We start from the raw sequence: 18528 nt of genomic DNA on the forward strand, positions 1-18528 counted from the left end.
ACCCATGAGCAAAGTATTAGTTCTGAAATCCAGTATTCTGGCAGGGTACTCACAATCTGGTCAGCTTTCCGACTATTTTGTTGAACAATGGCAGGAAAAACACCCGGGCGACGAGATCACCGTGCGTGACCTGGCCGCTAATCCGATCCCGGTCCTGGATGGTGAACTGGTCGGCGCCCTGCGTCCGAGCGACACCCCGCTGACCCCGCGTCAGCAGGAAGCGCTGTCCCTTTCCGACGAGCTGATCGCCGAACTGAAAGCGAACGATGTGATTGTTATCGCTGCCCCGATGTACAACTTCAACATCCCGACGCAGCTGAAAAACTATTTTGACCTGGTGGCTCGCGCCGGCGTCACCTTCCGCTACACCGAGAAAGGGCCGGAAGGTCTGGTGACCGGTAAACGTGCGATCGTCGTCACCAGCCGCGGCGGTATCCATAAAGATACCCCGACCGATCTGGTCACCCCGTACCTGTCCACCTTCCTCAGTTTCATCGGCATCACCGACGTGAACTTCGTGTTCGCCGAAGGTATCGCTTACGGCCCGGAAGTGGCGGCCAAAGCGCAGTCCGACGCGAAAGCGGCCATCGACAGCGTGGTTGCAGCCTAAGATTTCCACTCCCGCCGCCCGGTGGGAGTGTTTTTTTCCCCTCGCCCGTTTCCCCTTTTACGAGCCGCCTCGTAAATTCACGCATCATTCCAACGCCTTAAGCATCCAGTCTGTACCATGGCTGTCGCCGCACGAATCTGGCTCACTGCCGGTGGCTGACGGCAACCGTTGTCATGGTCAAAAACAGGAGTGCGTACTATGTACACTCAATGGTGTACATGGTACCTTAGCAAGGCGCGTTTTCGTGTGTCATGCCATTGAATTTATCGAAACGTCGCTATTTACCCGCCAGATAAAACAGCTGGCTAGCGATGAAGATCTGAGGGCACTGCAGAGGCAACTCATAGGCAACCCGGATTTTGGCGATCTTATCCAGGATACCGGCGGGTTACGGAAAATAAGAATGGCGACAGGCTCACAGGGAAAAAGCGGCGGCGTGCGGGTGATTTATTTTCTGGCAACCCGCGAGATTATCTATCTCGTCTTAGCCTACCCGAAGCACACCAAAGAGAGCCTGAGCGCTGCGGAAAAAAACGAACTCAGGAAACTGACCCGGCGACTAAAAAATGAGGTTTGAAATGGGTTACTTTGACGAGCTTAAAGCGTCTCTGGAAGAGGCTGTTGAGATCAAAGACGGCAACAAGGTCCCAGCCCGTGCGACGCGCTATGAAGTGGCTGATGTGAAAGCCATCCGCGCGCAGCTTAATGTTTCGCAGGCGGAAATGGCAAAAGCGCTGGGTACCAGCGTGGATACCATCAAAAGCTGGGAGTCCAGGCGGCGCAACCCGACAGGCCTGGCAGCAAAAGTACTGGCGGTTATCCAGGCCAACCCGGCGTTCTTTCGCGAACTGGCTGAGCACTAATCCACTCAACCTCTCCGGGTTGCTCTGGGAAGTTAGCGCTGCGTTTTTGGCCGCAGGTTTTCATCAAACTCCAGCCGCTTACGCCCTGCTTCCACTTCCCGCAACGGTTCAACCTGATGCAGCGTCTGCTTACAGCGCTCCACCAGCACCTGGTATTCACGGGTACCCTGTTTTTTCCACGCCAGCTCCTGTTCGCTCAGGGTGCGAATCGCTTTTGCCGGGCTGCCGATAATCAGATGGTTGGCGGGCATCTCGGCGTTGGCTTTGACAAAGGCCGAAGCGCCGACAATGCTGTTTTCGCCAATGACCGCCCCGTCGATAATCACCGCGCTCATGCCCACCAGCGCGTTGCGGCCAATCACGCAGCCGTGCAGAATAGCGCCGTGACCGATGTGGCCATCCTCTTCCACCACCGTATCCTGGCCGGGGAATCCATGCATGACGCAGTTGTCCTGAATATTGGCGCCGTCTTTGACCACAATGCGGCCAAAATCGCCGCGCAGGCTGGCGTTGGGCCCAACATACACCCCTTTACCGAGGATCACGTCGCCAATCAGCACGGCGGTTGGGTGGACGTAGCTCTCTTCCGGCACCACTGGCGTCAGTCCATCAATCTGATAAATCGGCATGCAACCTCCTTATGCGCCCGGCAAACCGCCAAAGCGCTGATAATAGAGCGGGCCCGGCGCGGGAAGCTCGCCCACCGAGCTTTCCCCTTTCTCGCTGACGAACGCCAGCGCGCCGGGATTCACGCGTTGATAAATATTGATACACAGCTGGCGGGCGGTTTGCCCCGCCCAGTGCGCCGGCAGCAGCTCTTCCGGCAGCAGCGGATCTTTGAGCACCACCCGGCGATAAAAATGGATCAGCAGCAGCTGGATCTGGAAACAGCGCGCCGGCGTCAGCTCGGCCGGGTCGCAGTCGCGCAGCAGCGGCAGTAACGGTCGGAATAGCGAGATGAACGATTCATACATCTCGTTTTGTTCGGTGAGATGCCAGCACTCCTCCACCCGGCTGCGCAGCGCCGCACGGGAGAGCGCCAGCGGCGAATGGGCTTCAAAACAGATGACGTTTTCGGCGACGCCCGCTTCATGGAGCAGCGACTGGACATCGGCCAGCTTTTGCGACGGCGAGGCCAACAGGCTGGGCGCCAGTGCGCCAAACCCCTGCCACAGCAGTTGCTTTTTGACGTCGGCCAGCACATTTTTCTCCAGGCCTTCCGAGAGCAGCAGCAGCCAGGTGCCGTCCCATTCCGGCGCGTTCGCGCGATAAATTTTATGTTCCGCGCGCCGGGTCAGGCGCAGGCCTTTATCGCTCAGGCGATAGAAGCTACGCCGGCCGATACGCACGACATCGAGCCACTCTTCTTTATTGAGGCGAAACAGCGCAGTGCGGACAAAGCGCTCGCCAAATCCTAATCCTTCCAGCAGCGCCGCGACGCTACCCAGCCACACTTCCCCACCGCGTTGTAACAGGGCATCGCCATACAGCGAGGCAATTAATGACGTGCCGCTGATCGGCGTCGCCGTCACCGCTTGTTGAATAAAGACGTCGAGTTTACTCATCTGATTCATTCTGTTGTTATATTTTTCCTTTATGAATCATAGCACAGGAAAATCCCGGCTTATGGCGTAAAGGCCTCAGCCGGGTTACCGGGGAGAGAATTAACCGCTGACCACCGCTTTACGCAGGTCGAATACCCGACAGGCTTTCCCTTCAGAGCGGGGAATGCTGCCGCAGTTGACGATAGTAATATCGGTAGAGATCCCGACCATCGACTTAATGCGATGGCGCAGCTGATGGCAAATCTGGCAGCGTTGTTCATGACTTAACGCCAGCCCGCTCTCTTTCAGCTCAACGCGTACCGCCAGCGAATCAAGATGACCGCGGCGATTGACCTCTAACTGATAGTGCGGCGCCAGGTGTTCAAACTTGAGGATCTCCTCTTCCAGCTGCGAGGGGAAGACGTTAACCCCGCGGATAATCAGCATATCGTCGCTGCGTCCACTGATGCGATCCATGCGGCGCATGGTCCGCGCGGTGCCCGGCAGCAGGCGCGTCAGATCGCGGGTACGATAGCGGATCACCGGCAGCGCTTCTTTGGTCAACGTGGTAAACAGCAGTTCGCCATGCTCGCCATCTTCCAGCGGCGTACCGTCGTCCGGGTTGACGATTTCCGGGAAGAAGTGGTCTTCCCAGATGGTCGGGCCGTCAACGGTTTCCAGGCACTCCATTGCCACCCCTGGCCCCATCACCTCTGACAAACCGTAAATATCCAGCGCGGTGATCCCCAGACGACGCTCGATCTCCGCGCGCATCGCCAGCGTCCACGGCTCGGCGCCAAACACGCCGACTCGCAATGAACAACCGCGCGCATCGCCGCCCATCTGGCGCTCCAGCTCTTCAATCAGATTCAGACAGTAGGACGGCGTCACCATGATCATATCCGGCTGGAAGTCGCGGATCAGTTGCGCCTGTTTTTCGGTCTGTCCGCCAGACATCGGGATCACCGTCGCGCCTAAACGCTCCGCGCCGTAGTGCGCGCCAAGGCCGCCGGTAAACAGGCCGTAGCCGTAGGCGACGTGAATTTTATCTTTTGCTGAACCACCGGCCGCGCGCAGCGAACGGGCGACAATATTGGCCCAGTTATCAATATCGTTTTGCGTATAACCCACCACCGTCGGTTTGCCGGTGGTGCCGGAAGAGGCGTGAATGCGCACCACCTGCTCCATCGGCACCGCGAAGGTATCGAAGGGATAGTTGTCGCGCAGATCCTGTTTGGTGGTACAGGGGAATTTTTGCAGGTCGTTTAATTCCCGGAAGTCGTCAGGGTGCACGCCGGCAGCGTCGAATTTGCGGCGATACATCGGCACATTGTCATACGCATGCTTGAGCGTCCATTTCAGGCGCTGGGTTTGCAGGGCCTGCAGTTCGTCACGCGATGCGGTTTCAATCGGATCTAATTTTGTAGTAGTTATCATTGTAGGGTACTCGCAGGTAAATTAGCTCACACTCGCTCGAGGATCATGGCAATGCCCTGACCCACGCCAATACACATCGTACACAGCGCATAGCGCCCGCCCCGGCGTTGCAGCTCAAGACTGGCGCTCAGCGCTAACCGCGCGCCGCTCATGCCCAGCGGATGGCCTAACGCGATGGCGCCGCCGTTGGGATTCACGTGCGCCGCATCGTCCGGCACGCCAAGCTGTCTGAGCACCCCCAGCGCCTGGGCGGCGAAGGCCTCATTCAGCTCAATCAGATCCATATCGTTAATATTGAGTCCGGCGCGCTCCAGCACTTTACGCACCGCCGGTACCGGCCCCAGTCCCATCAGGCGCGGTTCAACACCCGCCGTCGCCATCGCCACGATACGCGCCCGCGGCGTGAGCCCCTGTACGCTGGCCTGCTGTTCACTGGCGATAATCAGCGCCGCGGCGCCATCGTTAACGCCGGAAGCATTGCCCGCGGTAATGACGCCGCCCTGGCGGAACGGCGCTTTCAGTTTCGCCAGCTGCTCAAGCGTGGTTTCCGGGCGGGGATGCTCGTCCTCGCGCACGTCGCTAACCACCCCTTTCCGGCCCACAATCTGCACCGGCACGATCTCCTGGGCCAGAATGCCGTCGCGCTGGGCCTGCGCCGTACGCTGCTGGCTGCGCCAGGCGAAAGCGTCCTGATCGGCCCGGCTAATATTTAACAATTCAGCTACATTCTCGGCCGTTTCCGGCATGCTGTCAGTTCCGAAGTGTTGCGCCATGAGCGGGTTCACAAAACGCCAGCCAATCGTGGTATCAAAGAGTTCCGTCTGACGCTGATACGGCGCGCTGGCTTTTCCCATCACGAACGGCGCGCGCGACATCGATTCCACGCCGCCGGCAATCAGCAGATCGGCATCGCCAGCTTTGATCGCCCTGGCGGCAAAACCAATTGCATCCAGACCCGATCCGCACAGGCGGTTAATCGTGGTGCCCGGCACGCTATGCGGGTAACCGGCCAACAGCGTCGCCATGTGCGCCACGTTGCGGTTATCTTCACCGGCCTGGTTAGCGCAGCCGAAAATCACATCATCTATCGCTGCCGGGTCGAGCCCGGGGTTACGGCTCAGCAGCTCACGTAGCGGGATCGCCGCCAGATCGTCGGCGCGGACGCCGGCCAGCGCGCCGCCGTAGCGGCCAATCGGCGTGCGGATCCCGTCACAAATAAAGGCGTCGCGCATTACACGTCTCCTGTGATTGTGCCGCCGATGCGGTGCGATTTGCCGCGGAACAGGGCCACAATTTTTTGCTGTTGATTAACAATTTCAATGTCGTAGACACCGGTCAGCTTGCCCTGCTGTTTGACTCTGGCGGTGGCGACCAGCCGGTCGCCGGCAAACGCCGGACGAAGAAAATCAATGCTTGCCGCGGAAGCCACCGCCGCCAGCCCCTGGCTGTTACAGGCGTAGGCAAAAGCGGTATCGGCAAGCGTAAATAGCTGGCCGCCGTGACAGGTCTGATGGCCGTTAAGCATGTCCGCCGAGACGGTCATGCTCATCTGCGCAAAACCGTCGTCCATTTCGATAAGTTCGATCCCCATCTTTCTGGCGCAGGTATCTTTTTCGTACATCACGCGCGCGTTGCGCCACGGATCATTGCTCATAGTGCTTCTCCATCAGCGCCTTCTGGCGCAACAGGGAACTGGGGCGATAGCGCTCCTCGCCATAATGATGTTGCAGGTTCTCCAGCAGACGCAGCACCCGCCGCCAGCCGAGGCGTTCTCCCCACGCCAGCGGGCCGTACGGATAGTTGACGCCAAGGCGCATCGCGGTATCGATATCCTGCGGGCTGGCGACGCCTTTTTGCACCGCATCCAGCGCTTCGTTAATCAGCATCGCCACCGTGCGCCATACCAGCAGGCCGGGATAATCGGCAATACGCAGTACTTTCTTGCCCTGCTGCTGGAAGTAGTGCACCGCTTTGTCCGTCGCCGCCGGCGCGTTGGTCGCCGCTGCGGCCAGCACCACCGTATCGCTGGCGCACAGGTCATACACCACCACCGGGCGGTGGTGCTTCACACTCAGCGCCAGCGCCGTCTCGCCTTCGGTCTCCAGCAACAAGAGATCATCTAATTCAGTGACGTTGTCACTTAGAACTGTAATGGATTGAGCGCCAGTAGATACGGGCGGCAACGCCGCGTCCGGCTGCGTCTCCGTAGGCCAGTGATAAACGCCGTGACCGCTCTTTTTACCCAGCCGCCCGGCCAGCGCCAGCTCTTGCTGCAGGAGCGATGGCAGGTAGCGGCGGTCCTGCCAGAAGGCGTTAAATACCGAGCAGGTCACGGCGAAGTTGACGTCCTGACCAATCAGGTCCGTCAGCGCTAACGGCCCCATCGGAAAACCACCGCCGTCACGCAAAGCGGCATCAATAACCTCAGGGGCGGCAACCTGCTCTTCCAGCGCGCGCCAGGCCTCAGCGTAGAATGGACGCGCTACGCGGTTAACAATAAAACCGGGCGTTGAGCGGCAGCGTACCGGCTGTTTCCCCCAACCGCTTACGCACTGGCACAGCTGCTCTACCACCTCCGCAGACGTCTCCAGGCCACTCACCACCTCGACCAGCTTCATCACCGGCGCCGGATTAAAAAAGTGCAACCCGGCCACCCGCTCCGGGTTTTTGACCCCGGCGGCGATGGCGGTAATCGAAATCGACGAGGTATTGCTGGTCAACAACGTTGACGGCGCGCAGATCGCCGCCAGCTGCGCGAACAGCGCCGTTTTGACCTCCAGCCGTTCAGAGGCCGCTTCGATCACTAAATCCGCGTCGGCAAGCGCGGCTAAATCGTGGGCCGGATGCAGGCGCGCCAGCAACGCGTCGGCCTGCTCTGACGCCAGTTTGCCGCGCTCGACCCGTGAGGCGAGACGCCTGGCAATGCCGTCGATCGCCCGGGCAATCGCGGTTTGATTAATATCGAAAATACGCACCGGATGTCCGGCGGCGGCGGCCACTTCGGCAATACCAGCGCCCATGGTGCCGCTGCCGATCACTGCCACCGTGGATAAGGATGTTGTCATGGCCTATTTCCCGCTGAACTGTGGTGGTCGTTTGGCCAGAAACGCGCTGACCCCTTCGCGGTAATCATCGCTGCGCCCGGCCAGACGTTGATAATCGCGCTCCAGGTCCAGCTGCGCGTCGAGACTGTTGGTTTCAGCAGCCAGCAGCGCCTTTTTAATCAGCCCAAGACCAAACGTCGGTTGCGCCGCCAGATGGCGCGCCAGCTGCAGACTGGTATCCGCCAGTTCTGAATCGTCCACCAGCTGCCAGATCATTCCCCACTGCGCGGCTTGTTCCGCGCTGAGGCTATCGCCCAGCAGCGCCAGCCCCATCGCGCGCGCGCGGCCGGCCACCCGCGGCAGGAACCAGCTACCGCCGCAGTCCGGCACCAGGCCGAGCTTACTGAACGCCATCACAAATTTGGCCGAACGCGCGGCCAGCACGATATCGCAGCCCAGCGCCAGGGTAGCGCCTGCGCCGGCGGCCACGCCGTTAACCGCGCAGATGACCGGTTTCGGCAGCGCCGCCAGACGGCGTACCAGCGGGTTGTAAAAGCGTTCTACCGACAGACCAAGATCCGGCGGCGGGCCGCTGGGGTCGACATTGCGGTCGTTCAAATCCTGGCCGGCGCAGAAGCCGCGTCCGGCGCCGGTGATCAGCAAGCAGCGTACGCCGTCGTCGCGCTCGGCCTGCTTCAGACAGTCCGCCAGCTGTTGATGCATCAGGTCGTTAAAACTGTTGAGGCGGTCCGGGCGATTGAGGGTAATGGTCATAACGCCCTGTTCCACTGCGCTGAGAATGAAAGCTTCCACGATTAGCGTCCTTTAAAGTCCGGTGTACGTTTTTGTAAGAAGGCGTCGATGCCTTCGCGGCGGTCCTCGGTGGCGCTCAGCAGGCTAAACAACTGACGCTCCTGTTGCAGACCGGCCTGCAAACTGACTTCCTGCGACAGGCGCAGCGACTGTTTTGCCGCCCGTAGCGCTAACGGCGAATGGCGGGCGATGGTGGTTGCCAGTTTCAGGGCGTACTCATCGGTTAACGCCGCCGGATGGATATCGCTGACCAGCCCGGCCTGCAGGGCCTGGCGGGCGTCAATACTCTCGCCGCTCAGCACCATCCGGCTGGCCAGCGCCTTGCCAACGCTGCGGATCAGCCGCTGGGTGCCGCCCGCGCCCGGCATAATGCCGAGGGTAATTTCCGGCAGGCCAAAGCGGGCGTTGTCGCCGGCGACAATCAGGTCGCACAGCAGGGCCAGCTCGCAGCCGGCGCCAAGCGCGTAGCCGTTGACCGAAGCGATGAGCGGTTTAGTGAAAGCATCAATTCGTGCCCACAACCGTGGGCGAATATCGTCAAGGGTGGCTGGCAGATCTTTCTCCGCCATCTCATTGAGGTCGGCCCCGGCGGCGAAAAAACGCGGGTTGCCGCTGATAACGCAGACGCCGACGCTGTCATCAACTGCCGCAACCTCCAGCGCCTCGGCAATCTGGGTCAATAAGGCATTGTTCAGCGCGTTGCGGGCCTGCGGACGGTTTAGTGTCAGCTGTAGCACCCGGCCATGACGGTGGATCAGCAGGTCACTCATGCCATCCCCCGCGCGTCAAAGTCGACCACCACGTCGCCGCTGGTTGGCAGCGACTGGCAGCTCAGGACATATCCCGCCGCCAGCTCATCCGCTTCCAGGCTGTAATTGGCGGCCATCGCCACTTCACCGCGCAGCACTTTGCATTTACAGGTGGCGCATACCCCGCCCTTACAGGCGAACGGCAGATCCGCGCCCTGACGCAACGCGGCATCCAGAATGCTGTCGTCTTCGGCGCTGAGGGCGATCAGCCTATCGCGCCCGTCCTGGCGGATGGTCACCGTGCGCCCTTCCGCCTGCACGCCAGCGGCGCGCTTCACATTGCCGCCTGGTGTATTAAAGCGTTCGAGATGAATCGATTTCTCCGCTACGCCAAGTTCACGTAACGCCGCTTCCGCCTCGTCCATCATCACCGCCGGACCGCAGATAAAGGCCTCGTCGAAACGGCTAAAATCCAGCAGATGGTCAGCGAGCTGGCGCAGTTTGTCGCCGTCAATGCGCCCCTGTAGCAGATCGCTGTCCATCGATTCCTGGCTAAACAGGTGTATCACCTGCAGGCGCTGCGGATAGCGGTCTTTTAAATCGGCCAGCGCCTGGCGGAACATCATGCTATGGCTGCTGCGGTTGCCGTAGATCAGCGTGAAGCGGCTTTGCGGCTCGGTCGCCAGCGTCGCGCTAATGATCGCCATCATCGGCGTGATCCCGGAGCCGGCGGCAATCGCCAGATACTCACCCTGCCGTTCAGCCTGCGGTTGATAACCGAAATGCCCCTGCGGCACCATCACGTCCAGCTCCATACCCTGCTGGATATCGTGCTGGGCGTAGCGCGAGAAGCGCCCGCCGTCGATAGCTTTGACCGCGACGCTAATTTCGCCGGGCGTGCGGCTGCGACAAATGGAGTAACAGCGGCGCAGTTCTTCGCCGCCCAGACGGGCTTTTAGCGTCAGATGCTGGCCCGGACGAAAGCAGTATTCCGCCTGCAGGGCTTGCGGGATCGCAAAAGTGATGGTCACCGCATCGCGGGTTTCCGGCTCGACTCTCACCACCTTAAGCGAATGGAACGTCGTCATGGCAACCTCAAATACATTTAAAGTAATCAAAAGGTTCGCGGCAGTTGTCGCAGCGATAGAGCGCTTTGCAGGCCGTGGAACCGAATTCGCTTATCAGCGAGGTATGGGTGCTGCCGCAGCGCGGACAGCTCACCTCGGTGGGCATGTCCGCATGGCAGGCGTGCCCCTGCGGCGGGCTGATGCCGTACTGGCGCAGGCGCTCGCGGGCCTCCTGGCTCATCCAGTCGGTGGTCCACGGCGGATCCAGCTGCAGGACGATATGTACCGGCACAAAGCCATGTTCGCTCATCACGGCGCGGATCTCGCCCAGCAGATGCTCCGTTGCCGGACAGCCCGAATAGGTCGGGGTAAAGCCAATCACCCAACCGTCGCCGTGGCGCGCGACGCTGCGCACCATACCGAGGTCGGTGATGGTGAGTACCGGCACTTCCGGATCCGGGATCGCGCTTAATAATCCCCAGATGGTACGAACCTCTGCTGGAGCGATATCGGCAAGACGTTGCATAGTCACCTCACTTACCACTGCAGTCCGGGATGCGAACGCTGCAGATATTGCATCTCCGCCAGCAGCGGGCCGAGATGTTCACTGTGCAGCCCCTGTTTGCCGCCGCTGCGGAAGGCCGCTTCCTGCGGGATCTGTAAACCGGAGTCGAGCAGCGCCGTATGTACCGCGCTTTGCCATTCGGCCTGAAGCTCGCGCGGATCAACCGCAATACCCTGCTCAACCAGGCTGAGCTCCACTTCATCGGCAAGGAACAGTTCGCCGGTGAAGCGCCACAGATTGTCGACCGCCTGCTGCATTTTGCGATTTGATACCTCGGTGCCGTTACCAAGACGCTCCAGCCAGCCGCGGCTAAAGCGCTGGTGGTAACGCACCTCTTTCAGCCCTTTGGCGGCAATGGCCGCCAGCTGCGTATCGCGGCTGTTCACCAGCCGGCTGAACAGGGCAACATGCCAGACGTCGATAAAGAACTGGCGGGCGATAGTGTCGGCAAAATTGCCGTTTGGCTGCTCCACCAGCAGCAGGTTGCTGAACTGGCGCTCATCGCGGCCAAAGGCCAGCGTATCTTCGTCGCCGCAGCCGTTAAGCTCGGCGGCATAGCTTAAAAAATTGCGCGCCTGGCCGAGCAGGTCGAGGCCGATGTTGGCCAGCGCAAGATCGATCTCGAGCTCGGGAGCATGGCCGCACCAGGCGCCTAAACGCTGGGCCAGAACCAGACCATTGTCGCCAAGACGCAGGGCGTAGGTGGCTACGGGGTTAGGGTTATTCATCGCCGCCTCACATATGTTCCATGCCGTCCGGCACGGTATAGAAAGTCGGATGACGGTAGACTTTGCTTTCCGCCGGGTCGAAGAATTCGCCGCGATCTTCCGGCTGCGAAGCAACGATTTCGCTGGCCTTCACCACCCAAATTGAGCAGCCTTCGCTGCGGCGGGTGTAGGCATCGCGGGCATTCTCCAGCGCCATTTGATCATCGGCAGCGTGCAGACTGCCGACGTGACGATGGGATAACCCCTGTTTGCTGCGAACGAACACTTCATATAACGGCCAGTAAACTTTGCTCATGTTGTCTCTCCTCATGCCGCGCTGCGGGCCTGCTGTTTTTGCGCATGGGCCAGCGCGGCTTCGCGCACCCATTCGCCCTCTTCCCAGGCCTTACGCTTGGCGGCCAGCCGCTCGTGATTGCAAATGCCGCGGCCGCTAATCACCTCGTTAAATTCCTGCCAGTCGATTTCGCCGAAGCGGTAGTGGCCGCTGGCTTCATCAAACTGCAAATCCGGGTCCGGGACGGTCATACCGAGGATCTCTACCTGCGGCACGGTGTTATCGACGAAGCGCTGACGCAGTTCGTCGTTGGAGTGCAGTTTGATTTTCCACGCCATGCTGCGGGCGCTGTTCGGCGAGTTGTCATCGTTGGGGCCAAACATCATTAGCGCCGGCCACCAGAAGCGGTTAATGGCGTCCTGCAGCATCTGCCGCTGCGCGTCATTGCCCTGCGCCAGCGCCATGCAGGCTTCAAATCCCTGGCGCTGGTGAAAGCTCTCCTCTTTGCAGATTTTGACCATCGCCCGGGCATAGGGGCCGTAGGAGGTCCGGCACAGCGCCACCTGGTTGACGATGGCCGCGCCATCGACCAGCCAGCCGATCACGCCGATATCGGCCCAGCTGAGGGTTGGATAGTTAAAAATGGAGGAGTATTTCATCTGCCCGTCGAGCATCTTCTGATATAGGTCTTCCCGCGCGCAGCCCAGCGTTTCCGCGGCGCTATAGAGATAAAGCCCATGCCCGGCCTCATCCTGTACCTTAGCCAGCAGGATCGCTTTGCGGCGCAGCGTCGGCGCGCGGGTGATCCAGTTGCCTTCCGGCAGCATGCCGACGATTTCCGAGTGCGCGTGCTGGCCTATCTGACGAATCAAGGTCTTACGGTAGGCATCCGGCATCCAGTCCTGCGGTTCGATGGCCGTTTCCTGCGCGATGCGCTGGTCAAAGCGTTGTTCTTCTGTCACGTCATCACCTTTATGATTCCGATATTCACAACAAAAATATTTATGTGAATCACTTTGTTTATTGAAGGTTACATATTGGTTAAATAAAACCACAAATTTTGTTTGTTCTTTTTGTGATGCTAACCGCAAAACCTTTTGTAAACAGCCTATATATCAGTGATATAAACAAAACAACCCATTACCCACCGATCACAATGTTAATAAATTATTAAATACAGACTTGCTTTTTATGATTCATAAAAGAACTATTTATAGATATCACACGTAACACATTTGGAGATTGACGATGCAGCAGTTAGCCAGCTACTTATCCGGCGCCTGGCAGACCGGCCGAGGCCGCGCCCGTACTATCCATCACGCCATTACCGGGGCCGCGCTGTGGGAGGTGACCAGCGAAGGCCTGGATATGGCGCAAGCGCGCCGCTTCGCGATTGAGCGCGGCGGTAAGGCTCTGCAAGCCATGACCTTTATTGAACGCAGCGCGATGTTAAAAGCGGTAGCAAAACGGTTGCTGGAGCAGAAAGACGAGTTCTACGCCATCTCCGCGCAAACCGGCGCCACCCGCGCCGACAGTTGGGTGGATATTGAAGGCGGCATCGGCACCCTTTTCACCTATGCCGGGCTCGGTAGTCGCGAATTGCCGGACGATATCCTGTGGCCGGAGGACGAGCTGATCCCGCTCTCCAAACAAGGCGGTTTTGCCGCGCGTCATGTGCTGACCTCGAAATCAGGCGTCGCCGTCCATATCAACGCCTTCAATTTCCCCTGCTGGGGAATGCTGGAAAAACTGGCGCCTACGTGGCTTGCCGGTATGCCGGCTATCATTAAACCGGCCACCGCTACCGCCCAGCTCACCCAGGCGATGGTAAAAGCGATTGTCGACAGCGGCCTGGTGCCGGAAGGCGCTATCAGCCTGATTTGCGGCGGCGCGGGCGATCTTCTCGACCATCTCGATAGCCAGGACGTGGTGACCTTTACCGGCTCAGCCGCCACCGGCCAGCAGCTGCGGGCGCACCCTAACCTGGTGGCCAAATCGATTCCCTTTACGATGGAAGCGGATTCGCTCAACTGCTGTGTGTTAGGCGAAGATGTCACCCCGGAGCAACCGGAATTCGCGCTGTTTATCCGCGAGGTGGTCCGCGAGATGACGGCAAAAGCCGGGCAAAAATGTACCGCTATCCGTCGCATCATTGTTCCGCTGGCGCAGATCAATGCGGTTAGCGATGCACTGATCGCCCGCCTGCATAAAGTGACCGTCGGCGACCCGGCGCAGGAAGGCATAAAAATGGGGGCGCTGGTCAATAGCGAGCAGCGTCAGGACGTACAGGAGAGCGTGAATAAACTAATTGCCGCCGGCTGCGAAGCGCTGCTTGGCGGAGAAGCGGACCTCAGCGCGGCCGGCGCGTTCTTCCCACCGACCCTGCTGTACTGCCCGCAGCCGGATGAAACGCCGGCGGTTCACGCCATTGAAGCCTTTGGCCCGGTGGCGACGCTAATGCCGTATCGCGACCGCCAGCATGCGCTGACGCTGGCGCGCGCCGGTGGCGGTAGTCTGGCCGGTACGCTGGTCACCGCCAGCGGCGAGCTGGCCCGCGAGTTTATCCTTGGCGCCGCGCGCGCGCATGGTCGTATTCAGATCCTTAACGAAGCGTCCTCGGCAGAGTCGACCGGCCACGGCTCGCCGCTGCCGCAGCTGATACACGGCGGCCCTGGCCGCGCTGGCGGCGGAGAAGAGCTTGGCGGACTGCGCTCGGTGAAACACTATATGCAGCGTACCGCGGTCCAGGGCAGCCCAACGATGCTGGCGACCATCGGCCAGCAGTGGGTGCGAGGCGCGCAGGTTAGCGAAGACCGCATTCACCCGTTCCGTAAATACTTCGAAGAGATCCAGCCTGGCGACAGTTTACTGACCCCGCGCCGAACGCTGACCGAAGCGGATATCGTTAACTTCGCCTGCCTGAGCGGCGACCATTTTTATGCGCATATGGACAAAATCGCCGCCGCTGAGTCGATTTTCGGCGAGCGGGTGGTTCACGGCTATTTCCTGATCTCCGCCGCGGCCGGGCTGTTCGTCGATGCCGGCGTCGGGCCGGTTATCGCCAACTACGGCATGGAAAACCTGCGCTTTATTGAGCCGGTCAAACCGGGAGATACCATTCAGGTTCGCCTCACCTGTAAGCGTAAAACCGTTAAGCGTCAGCGCAGCGCCGATGAGAAAGCCACCGGCGTGGTGGAATGGGCGGTGGAGATTTTCAACCAGCACCAGCAGGCGGTGGCGCTGTATTCCATTCTGACCCTGGTGGCGCGCCAGCAAGGGGATTTCCCGGCGTGATGCGCTGAAAATCGCCCGGCGGCGCTGCGCTTGCGCGGGCCTACAGACAGTCAGACCCGGTTGGGTAGGCCGGGTAAGGCGTCAGCCGCCACCCGGCAAAAAAATCGGCGCACGTTCTCAATGCCTCTGCGGAGGCATTTTTTACGCCCGTCTGGCAAAACTGACAAACAAGCTGGCAAAAGCAAACAAACGCCCCGGCGCCGCTGGCTGGTAGCTTAAGGGTGACAAAGCCGACATTCGCAGCGGCAAGAGACAACACAACAATAAGATGAGGTCATCATGGCAAACGGCTTGAAATTTTCTCCTCGTAAAACCGCGCTGGCGCTGGCCGTGGCGGTGGTTTGCGCCTGGCAATCACCGGTCTTCGCCCACGGCAGCGAAGCCCACATGGTACCGCTGGATAAAACGCTGCAGGCGTTCGGCGCCGATGTGCAGTGGGATGACTACGCACAAATGTTTACCCTGATAAAAGACGGCGCTTACGTCAAAGTGAAGCCCGGCGCCAAAACGGCGATCGTCAACGGTAAAACCCTTGACCTGCAGGTGCCGGTGGTGATGAAGGAAGGAAAAGCCTGGGTCTCCGATACCTTTATCAACGATGTCTTCCAGTCCGGTCTCGATCAGACCTTCCAGGTGGAAAAGCGCCCGCACCCGTTAAACTCGCTCTCGGCGGCGGAAATCAGTGAAGCGGTGACCCTTGTTAAAGCCGCGCCGGAATTCCAGCCCAATACCCGCTTTACCGAAATTTCCCTGCACGAGCCGGATAAAGCGGCGGTGTGGGCCTTTGCTTTGCAGGGAACGCCCGTTGACGCCCCGCGCACCGCCGATGTGGTGATGCTGGATGGCAAACACGTGATTGAAGCCGTCGTCGATCTGCAAAACAAAAAAATCCTCTCCTGGACGCCAGTTAAAGGCGCCCACGGGATGGTACTGCTCGATGATTTTGTTAGCGTGCAGAACATTATCAATGCCAGCAGCGAATTCGCTGAGGTGCTGAAAAAGCACGGCATTACCGATCCTGGCAAAGTGGTCACCACCCCGCTCACCGTCGGCTATTTTGATGGCAAAGATGGCCTGCAACAGGATGCGCGTCTGTTGAAGGTAGTGAGTTATCTCGATACCGGCGACGGCAACTACTGGGCGCACCCGATTGAAAACCTGGTGGCGGTGGTCGACCTTGAAGCGAAGAAAATCATCAAAATTGAGGAAGGCCCGGTGATCCCGGTGCCGATGGAACCCCGTCCGTATGATGGCCGCGACCGCAACGCCCCGGCGGTGAAACCGCTAGATATTACGGAACCAGAGGGCAAAAACTACACCATTACCGGGGATACCATTCACTGGCAGAACTGGGATTTCCACCTGCGCCTTAACTCGCGCGTCGGGCCAATCCTCTCGACGGTGACCTACAACGATAACGGCAAAAAACGCCAGGTGATGTATGAAGGTTCCCTCGGTGGGATGATCGTTCCCTACGGCGACCCGGACGTCGGCTGGTATTTCAAAGCCTATCTGGACTCCGGCGATTACGGCATGGGCACCCTGACCTCGCCGATTGTCCGCGGCAAGGACGCACCGTCGAATGCGGTGCTGCTGGATGAAACCATCGCCGACTACACCGGCGCGCCGACCACCATCCCGCACGCAGTCGCCATATTCGAACGCTACGCCGGGCCGGAATATAAGCACCTGGAGATGGGCAAGCCCAACGTCAGTACCGAGCGCCGGGAGCTGGTGGTGCGCTGGATCAGCACCGTCGGCAACTACGACTATATCTTTGACTGGGTGTTCCACGACAACGGCACCATCGGTATCGACGCAGGCGCCACCGGGATTGAAGCCGTCAAAGGCGTGATGGCGAAGACCATGCACGACCCCAGCGCCAAAGAGGATACCCGCTACGGGACGCTGATCGACCATAATATTGTCGGCACCACCCACCAGCACATCTATAACTTCCGCCTCGACCTCGACGTGGACGGCGAAAACAACACCCTGGTGGCGATGGATCCTGAAGTGAAGCCCAACACCGCCGGTGGCCCGCGCACCAGTACCATGCAGGTGAATCAGTACACCATTGACAGCGAGCAGAAAGCAGCGCAGAAATTCGACCCGGGCACCATTCGCCTGCTGAGCAACACCAGCAAAGAGAACCGCATGGGCAACCCGGTCTCTTATCAGATCATCCCGTATGCCGGCGGTACGCACCCGGCGGCGACCGGCGCGAAGTTCGCCCCGGACGAGTGGATCTACCATCGCCTGAGCTTTATGGATAAACAGCTGTGGGTGACGCGCTACCACCCGACAGAGCGTTATCCGGAAGGGAAATACCCGAACCGTTCCGCCCAGGATACCGGCTTAGGGCAGTACGCAAAGGATGATGAGTCGCTGACTAACCACGACGACGTCGTGTGGATCACCACCGGCACCACTCACGTGGCGCGCGCCGAAGAGTGGCCGATCATGCCGACCGAATGGGCGCACGCCCTGCTGAAGCCGTGGAACTTCTTTGACGAAACCCCAACCCTTGGCGAGAAGAAAAAGTAATCTTAACCGGCGGTGAAATCGAGCAGGATTTTACCGCCTCTTCCCGGCTGGTCGGCGGCGGTAATTGCCTCACGCCAGTCGTTCAACGCTATGCGCTGGGCCGGCGGCTGGGTGGTCGTTGGCAAGCGCAGCCAAATCTCGTCAAACGCCGCCCGCCACGCCGCCACGCTGAGTGTCGGCAACGCCTCCCGCAGATGAAACTTGCGCACCGTCGCGCTACCGCGCGTCTGGGTCAGCGGCCGCCCGGATAACAGCCCATAGGAGATCAGGGTCGACGATGCGGGCAGCACCGACAGCAGCGTATTCGCCAGTTCGCCGCCCACCGCGTCAAACACCAGATCGCTGTGTTGGCTGACCTTCTCCATCAGCGCCCGGTCGGTATCGAGGATCGGATAGATCCCGGCCTGTTCCAGGCGCGCCCGGTGCTGCGGCGAGCGAATAATCCCGCTCACCGAGCGGGCGCCCATCGCCAGCGCCCACTGTCCCAGCAGGCTGGCGCAGGAGGACGATGCCGCGGTCAGCACAAGGTGTTTTCCGGCAACCGGCCAGCGCTTGAGCATCAGCATAGCCGTCAGCGGATTGATATACCCGCGGGTGGCCAGCAGATCGTCAACCGCTGGCGGCACCGGCACCAGCCAGGTCTCATCCAGATCGATAAACCGCTGCCAGGTGCCGCCCCCGCGAAGAGGTAGCACCCGCTGTCCCGCGGACAGCCGGCTGCCGTATGGCGCGGCGACCACCTCGCCAAGGCCTTCATAGCCGGCGACGGCCGGCAGTCGGGTGCGGTGGCGATAGGCGCCGGTCACGGGGATCAGATCTGAGGGATTCACCGGGGCATAGCGCATCCTGACCCGCACCCGTCCGCCCGCCAGCGGCGCCAGCGGCAGGCGTTTCAGGATCAGCACCGCGGCCGGCGGCCCGTAGCGATCATAAACAATGGCGTCGTTGAACATCGACAGGCTCCAGACAGCGAAAGGCGGGATCATAGCAGAT

19 protein-coding genes are annotated in these 18528 nt (G+C 60.0%); 5 read left to right on the top strand and 14 right to left on the bottom strand.

Going from position 1 to position 18528, the window contains the following annotated elements; all coding sequences use genetic code 11:
- Positions 1–4 precede the first annotated feature (4 nt).
- The 3 genes from azoR (at position 5) to nadS (ending at position 1473) form a co-directional block, all read left to right on the top strand.
- Positions 5–610 carry an FMN-dependent NADH-azoreductase gene (gene azoR, locus CWM57_RS04235; protein WP_100675667.1) on the top strand — a complete coding sequence of 202 codons (606 nt, stop codon included), beginning with the start codon at positions 5–7 and terminating at the stop codon, positions 608–610.
- A 244-nt stretch (positions 611–854) separates the two neighbouring features.
- Positions 855–1187, top strand: coding sequence for a type II toxin-antitoxin system RelE/ParE family toxin (locus CWM57_RS04240; protein WP_008805112.1), 333 nt, complete (start codon positions 855–857; stop codon positions 1185–1187).
- Position 1188: 1 nt separating this feature from the next.
- Positions 1189–1473, top strand: coding sequence for a NadS family protein (gene nadS, locus CWM57_RS04245; RefSeq protein WP_100675668.1), 285 nt, complete (start codon positions 1189–1191; stop codon positions 1471–1473).
- A 32-nt stretch (positions 1474–1505) separates the two neighbouring features.
- Here the strand turns inward: nadS and paaY are convergent, their stop codons facing one another.
- From paaY to paaA, 13 genes are all read right to left on the bottom strand, one after another.
- Positions 1506–2102: a phenylacetic acid degradation protein PaaY gene (gene paaY, locus CWM57_RS04250; protein WP_008805114.1), complete on the bottom strand. Its 597-nt coding sequence runs from the start codon at positions 2100–2102 to the stop codon at positions 1506–1508.
- A gap of 9 nt (positions 2103–2111) precedes the next feature.
- The gene (paaX, locus tag CWM57_RS04255) at positions 2112–3038 is read right to left on the bottom strand and encodes a phenylacetic acid degradation operon negative regulatory protein PaaX (RefSeq protein WP_165451785.1); all 927 of its coding nucleotides are present in this window, start codon (positions 3036–3038) and stop codon (positions 2112–2114) included.
- A 99-nt stretch (positions 3039–3137) separates the two neighbouring features.
- Positions 3138–4454, bottom strand: a complete 1317-nt coding sequence (paaK, locus tag CWM57_RS04260) for a phenylacetate--CoA ligase PaaK (protein ID WP_100675669.1) — start codon at positions 4452–4454, stop codon at positions 3138–3140.
- 26 nt (positions 4455–4480) lie between these two features.
- Positions 4481–5686, bottom strand: a complete 1206-nt coding sequence (gene pcaF, locus CWM57_RS04265; protein ID WP_100675670.1) for a 3-oxoadipyl-CoA thiolase — start codon at positions 5684–5686, stop codon at positions 4481–4483.
- On the bottom strand, positions 5686–6108 hold the full coding sequence (gene paaI, locus CWM57_RS04270; protein ID WP_002902876.1) for a hydroxyphenylacetyl-CoA thioesterase PaaI: 423 nt from the start codon (positions 6106–6108) through the stop codon (positions 5686–5688). The genes pcaF and paaI overlap by 1 nt, the downstream gene beginning before the upstream one ends.
- Entirely contained in the window at positions 6098–7519 is a 1422-nt protein-coding gene (locus tag CWM57_RS04275; RefSeq protein WP_100675671.1) for a 3-hydroxyacyl-CoA dehydrogenase, read from the bottom strand. Before CWM57_RS04275 ends, paaI begins: the two co-directional genes overlap by 11 nt.
- Positions 7520–7522: 3 nt before the next feature.
- Positions 7523–8311: a 2-(1,2-epoxy-1,2-dihydrophenyl)acetyl-CoA isomerase PaaG gene (paaG, locus tag CWM57_RS04280; RefSeq protein ID WP_100630859.1), complete on the bottom strand. Its 789-nt coding sequence runs from the start codon at positions 8309–8311 to the stop codon at positions 7523–7525.
- Positions 8312–8313: 2 nt separating this feature from the next.
- A complete protein-coding gene (paaF, locus tag CWM57_RS04285; RefSeq protein WP_100675672.1) occupies positions 8314–9081 on the bottom strand; it encodes a 2,3-dehydroadipyl-CoA hydratase PaaF in 768 nt (255 codons plus the stop codon).
- Complete coding sequence (paaE, locus tag CWM57_RS04290; protein WP_100675673.1) at positions 9078–10148, bottom strand: 1,2-phenylacetyl-CoA epoxidase subunit PaaE; 1071 nt, start codon at positions 10146–10148, stop codon at positions 9078–9080. Before paaE ends, paaF begins: the two co-directional genes overlap by 4 nt.
- 7 nt (positions 10149–10155) lie before the next feature.
- Complete coding sequence (paaD, locus tag CWM57_RS04295) at positions 10156–10653, bottom strand: 1,2-phenylacetyl-CoA epoxidase subunit PaaD (protein ID WP_061154786.1); 498 nt, start codon at positions 10651–10653, stop codon at positions 10156–10158.
- Between the two features lie 11 nt (positions 10654–10664).
- Positions 10665–11420 (bottom strand): 1,2-phenylacetyl-CoA epoxidase subunit PaaC, encoded by a 756-nt coding sequence (gene paaC / locus CWM57_RS04300; protein ID WP_074386018.1) that lies wholly within the window; start codon positions 11418–11420, stop codon positions 10665–10667.
- A gap of 7 nt (positions 11421–11427) precedes the next feature.
- Positions 11428–11715 (bottom strand): 1,2-phenylacetyl-CoA epoxidase subunit PaaB, encoded by a 288-nt coding sequence (paaB, locus tag CWM57_RS04305; RefSeq protein WP_002902768.1) that lies wholly within the window; start codon positions 11713–11715, stop codon positions 11428–11430.
- A gap of 11 nt (positions 11716–11726) precedes the next feature.
- On the bottom strand, positions 11727–12656 hold the full coding sequence (gene paaA / locus CWM57_RS04310; RefSeq protein ID WP_004176377.1) for a 1,2-phenylacetyl-CoA epoxidase subunit PaaA: 930 nt from the start codon (positions 12654–12656) through the stop codon (positions 11727–11729).
- 286 nt (positions 12657–12942) lie between these two features.
- Between paaA and paaZ the strand changes: the two genes are divergently transcribed.
- Entirely contained in the window at positions 12943–14988 is a 2046-nt protein-coding gene (paaZ, locus tag CWM57_RS04315) for a phenylacetic acid degradation bifunctional protein PaaZ (protein ID WP_100675674.1), read from the top strand.
- A 279-nt stretch (positions 14989–15267) separates the two neighbouring features.
- Positions 15268–17535 (top strand): primary-amine oxidase, encoded by a 2268-nt coding sequence (gene tynA / locus CWM57_RS04325; RefSeq protein ID WP_074386020.1) that lies wholly within the window; start codon positions 15268–15270, stop codon positions 17533–17535.
- A gap of 2 nt (positions 17536–17537) precedes the next feature.
- On the opposite strand, the gene CWM57_RS04330 is transcribed toward tynA, so the two are convergent.
- Positions 17538–18521, bottom strand: a complete 984-nt coding sequence (locus CWM57_RS04330) for a zinc-dependent alcohol dehydrogenase family protein (RefSeq protein ID WP_165784133.1) — start codon at positions 18519–18521, stop codon at positions 17538–17540.
- Positions 18522–18528: the final 7 nt, after the last annotated feature.

It is taken from the genome of Klebsiella sp. G-Nf4, assembly GCF_002810615.1.
In the GTDB taxonomy this organism is placed as follows: Bacteria; Pseudomonadota; Gammaproteobacteria; order Enterobacterales; family Enterobacteriaceae; genus Klebsiella; species Klebsiella variicola.

Coding starts and splice junctions, on each gene's coding strand:
- azoR (WP_100675667.1), top strand. CDS start 5: ATGAGCAAAGTATTAGTTCTGAAATCCAGTATTCTGGCAGGGTACTCA.
- nadS (WP_100675668.1), top strand. CDS start 1,189: ATGGGTTACTTTGACGAGCTTAAAGCGTCTCTGGAAGAGGCTGTTGAG.
- paaY (WP_008805114.1), bottom strand. CDS start 2,102: ATGCCGATTTATCAGATTGATGGACTGACGCCAGTGGTGCCGGAAGAG.
- paaX (WP_165451785.1), bottom strand. CDS start 3,038: ATGAGTAAACTCGACGTCTTTATTCAACAAGCGGTGACGGCGACGCCG.
- paaK (WP_100675669.1), bottom strand. CDS start 4,454: ATGATAACTACTACAAAATTAGATCCGATTGAAACCGCATCGCGTGAC.
- pcaF (WP_100675670.1), bottom strand. CDS start 5,686: ATGCGCGACGCCTTTATTTGTGACGGGATCCGCACGCCGATTGGCCGC.
- paaI (WP_002902876.1), bottom strand. CDS start 6,108: ATGAGCAATGATCCGTGGCGCAACGCGCGCGTGATGTACGAAAAAGAT.
- CWM57_RS04275 (WP_100675671.1), bottom strand. CDS start 7,519: ATGACAACATCCTTATCCACGGTGGCAGTGATCGGCAGCGGCACCATG.
- paaF (WP_100675672.1), bottom strand. CDS start 9,081: ATGAGTGACCTGCTGATCCACCGTCATGGCCGGGTGCTACAGCTGACA.
- paaE (WP_100675673.1), bottom strand. CDS start 10,148: ATGACGACGTTCCATTCGCTTAAGGTGGTGAGAGTCGAGCCGGAAACC.
- paaD (WP_061154786.1), bottom strand. CDS start 10,653: ATGCAACGTCTTGCCGATATCGCTCCAGCAGAGGTTCGTACCATCTGG.
- paaC (WP_074386018.1), bottom strand. CDS start 11,420: ATGAATAACCCTAACCCCGTAGCCACCTACGCCCTGCGTCTTGGCGAC.
- paaB (WP_002902768.1), bottom strand. CDS start 11,715: ATGAGCAAAGTTTACTGGCCGTTATATGAAGTGTTCGTTCGCAGCAAA.
- paaZ (WP_100675674.1), top strand. CDS start 12,943: ATGCAGCAGTTAGCCAGCTACTTATCCGGCGCCTGGCAGACCGGCCGA.
- tynA (WP_074386020.1), top strand. CDS start 15,268: ATGGCAAACGGCTTGAAATTTTCTCCTCGTAAAACCGCGCTGGCGCTG.
- CWM57_RS04330 (WP_165784133.1), bottom strand. CDS start 18,521: ATGATCCCGCCTTTCGCTGTCTGGAGCCTGTCGATGTTCAACGACGCC.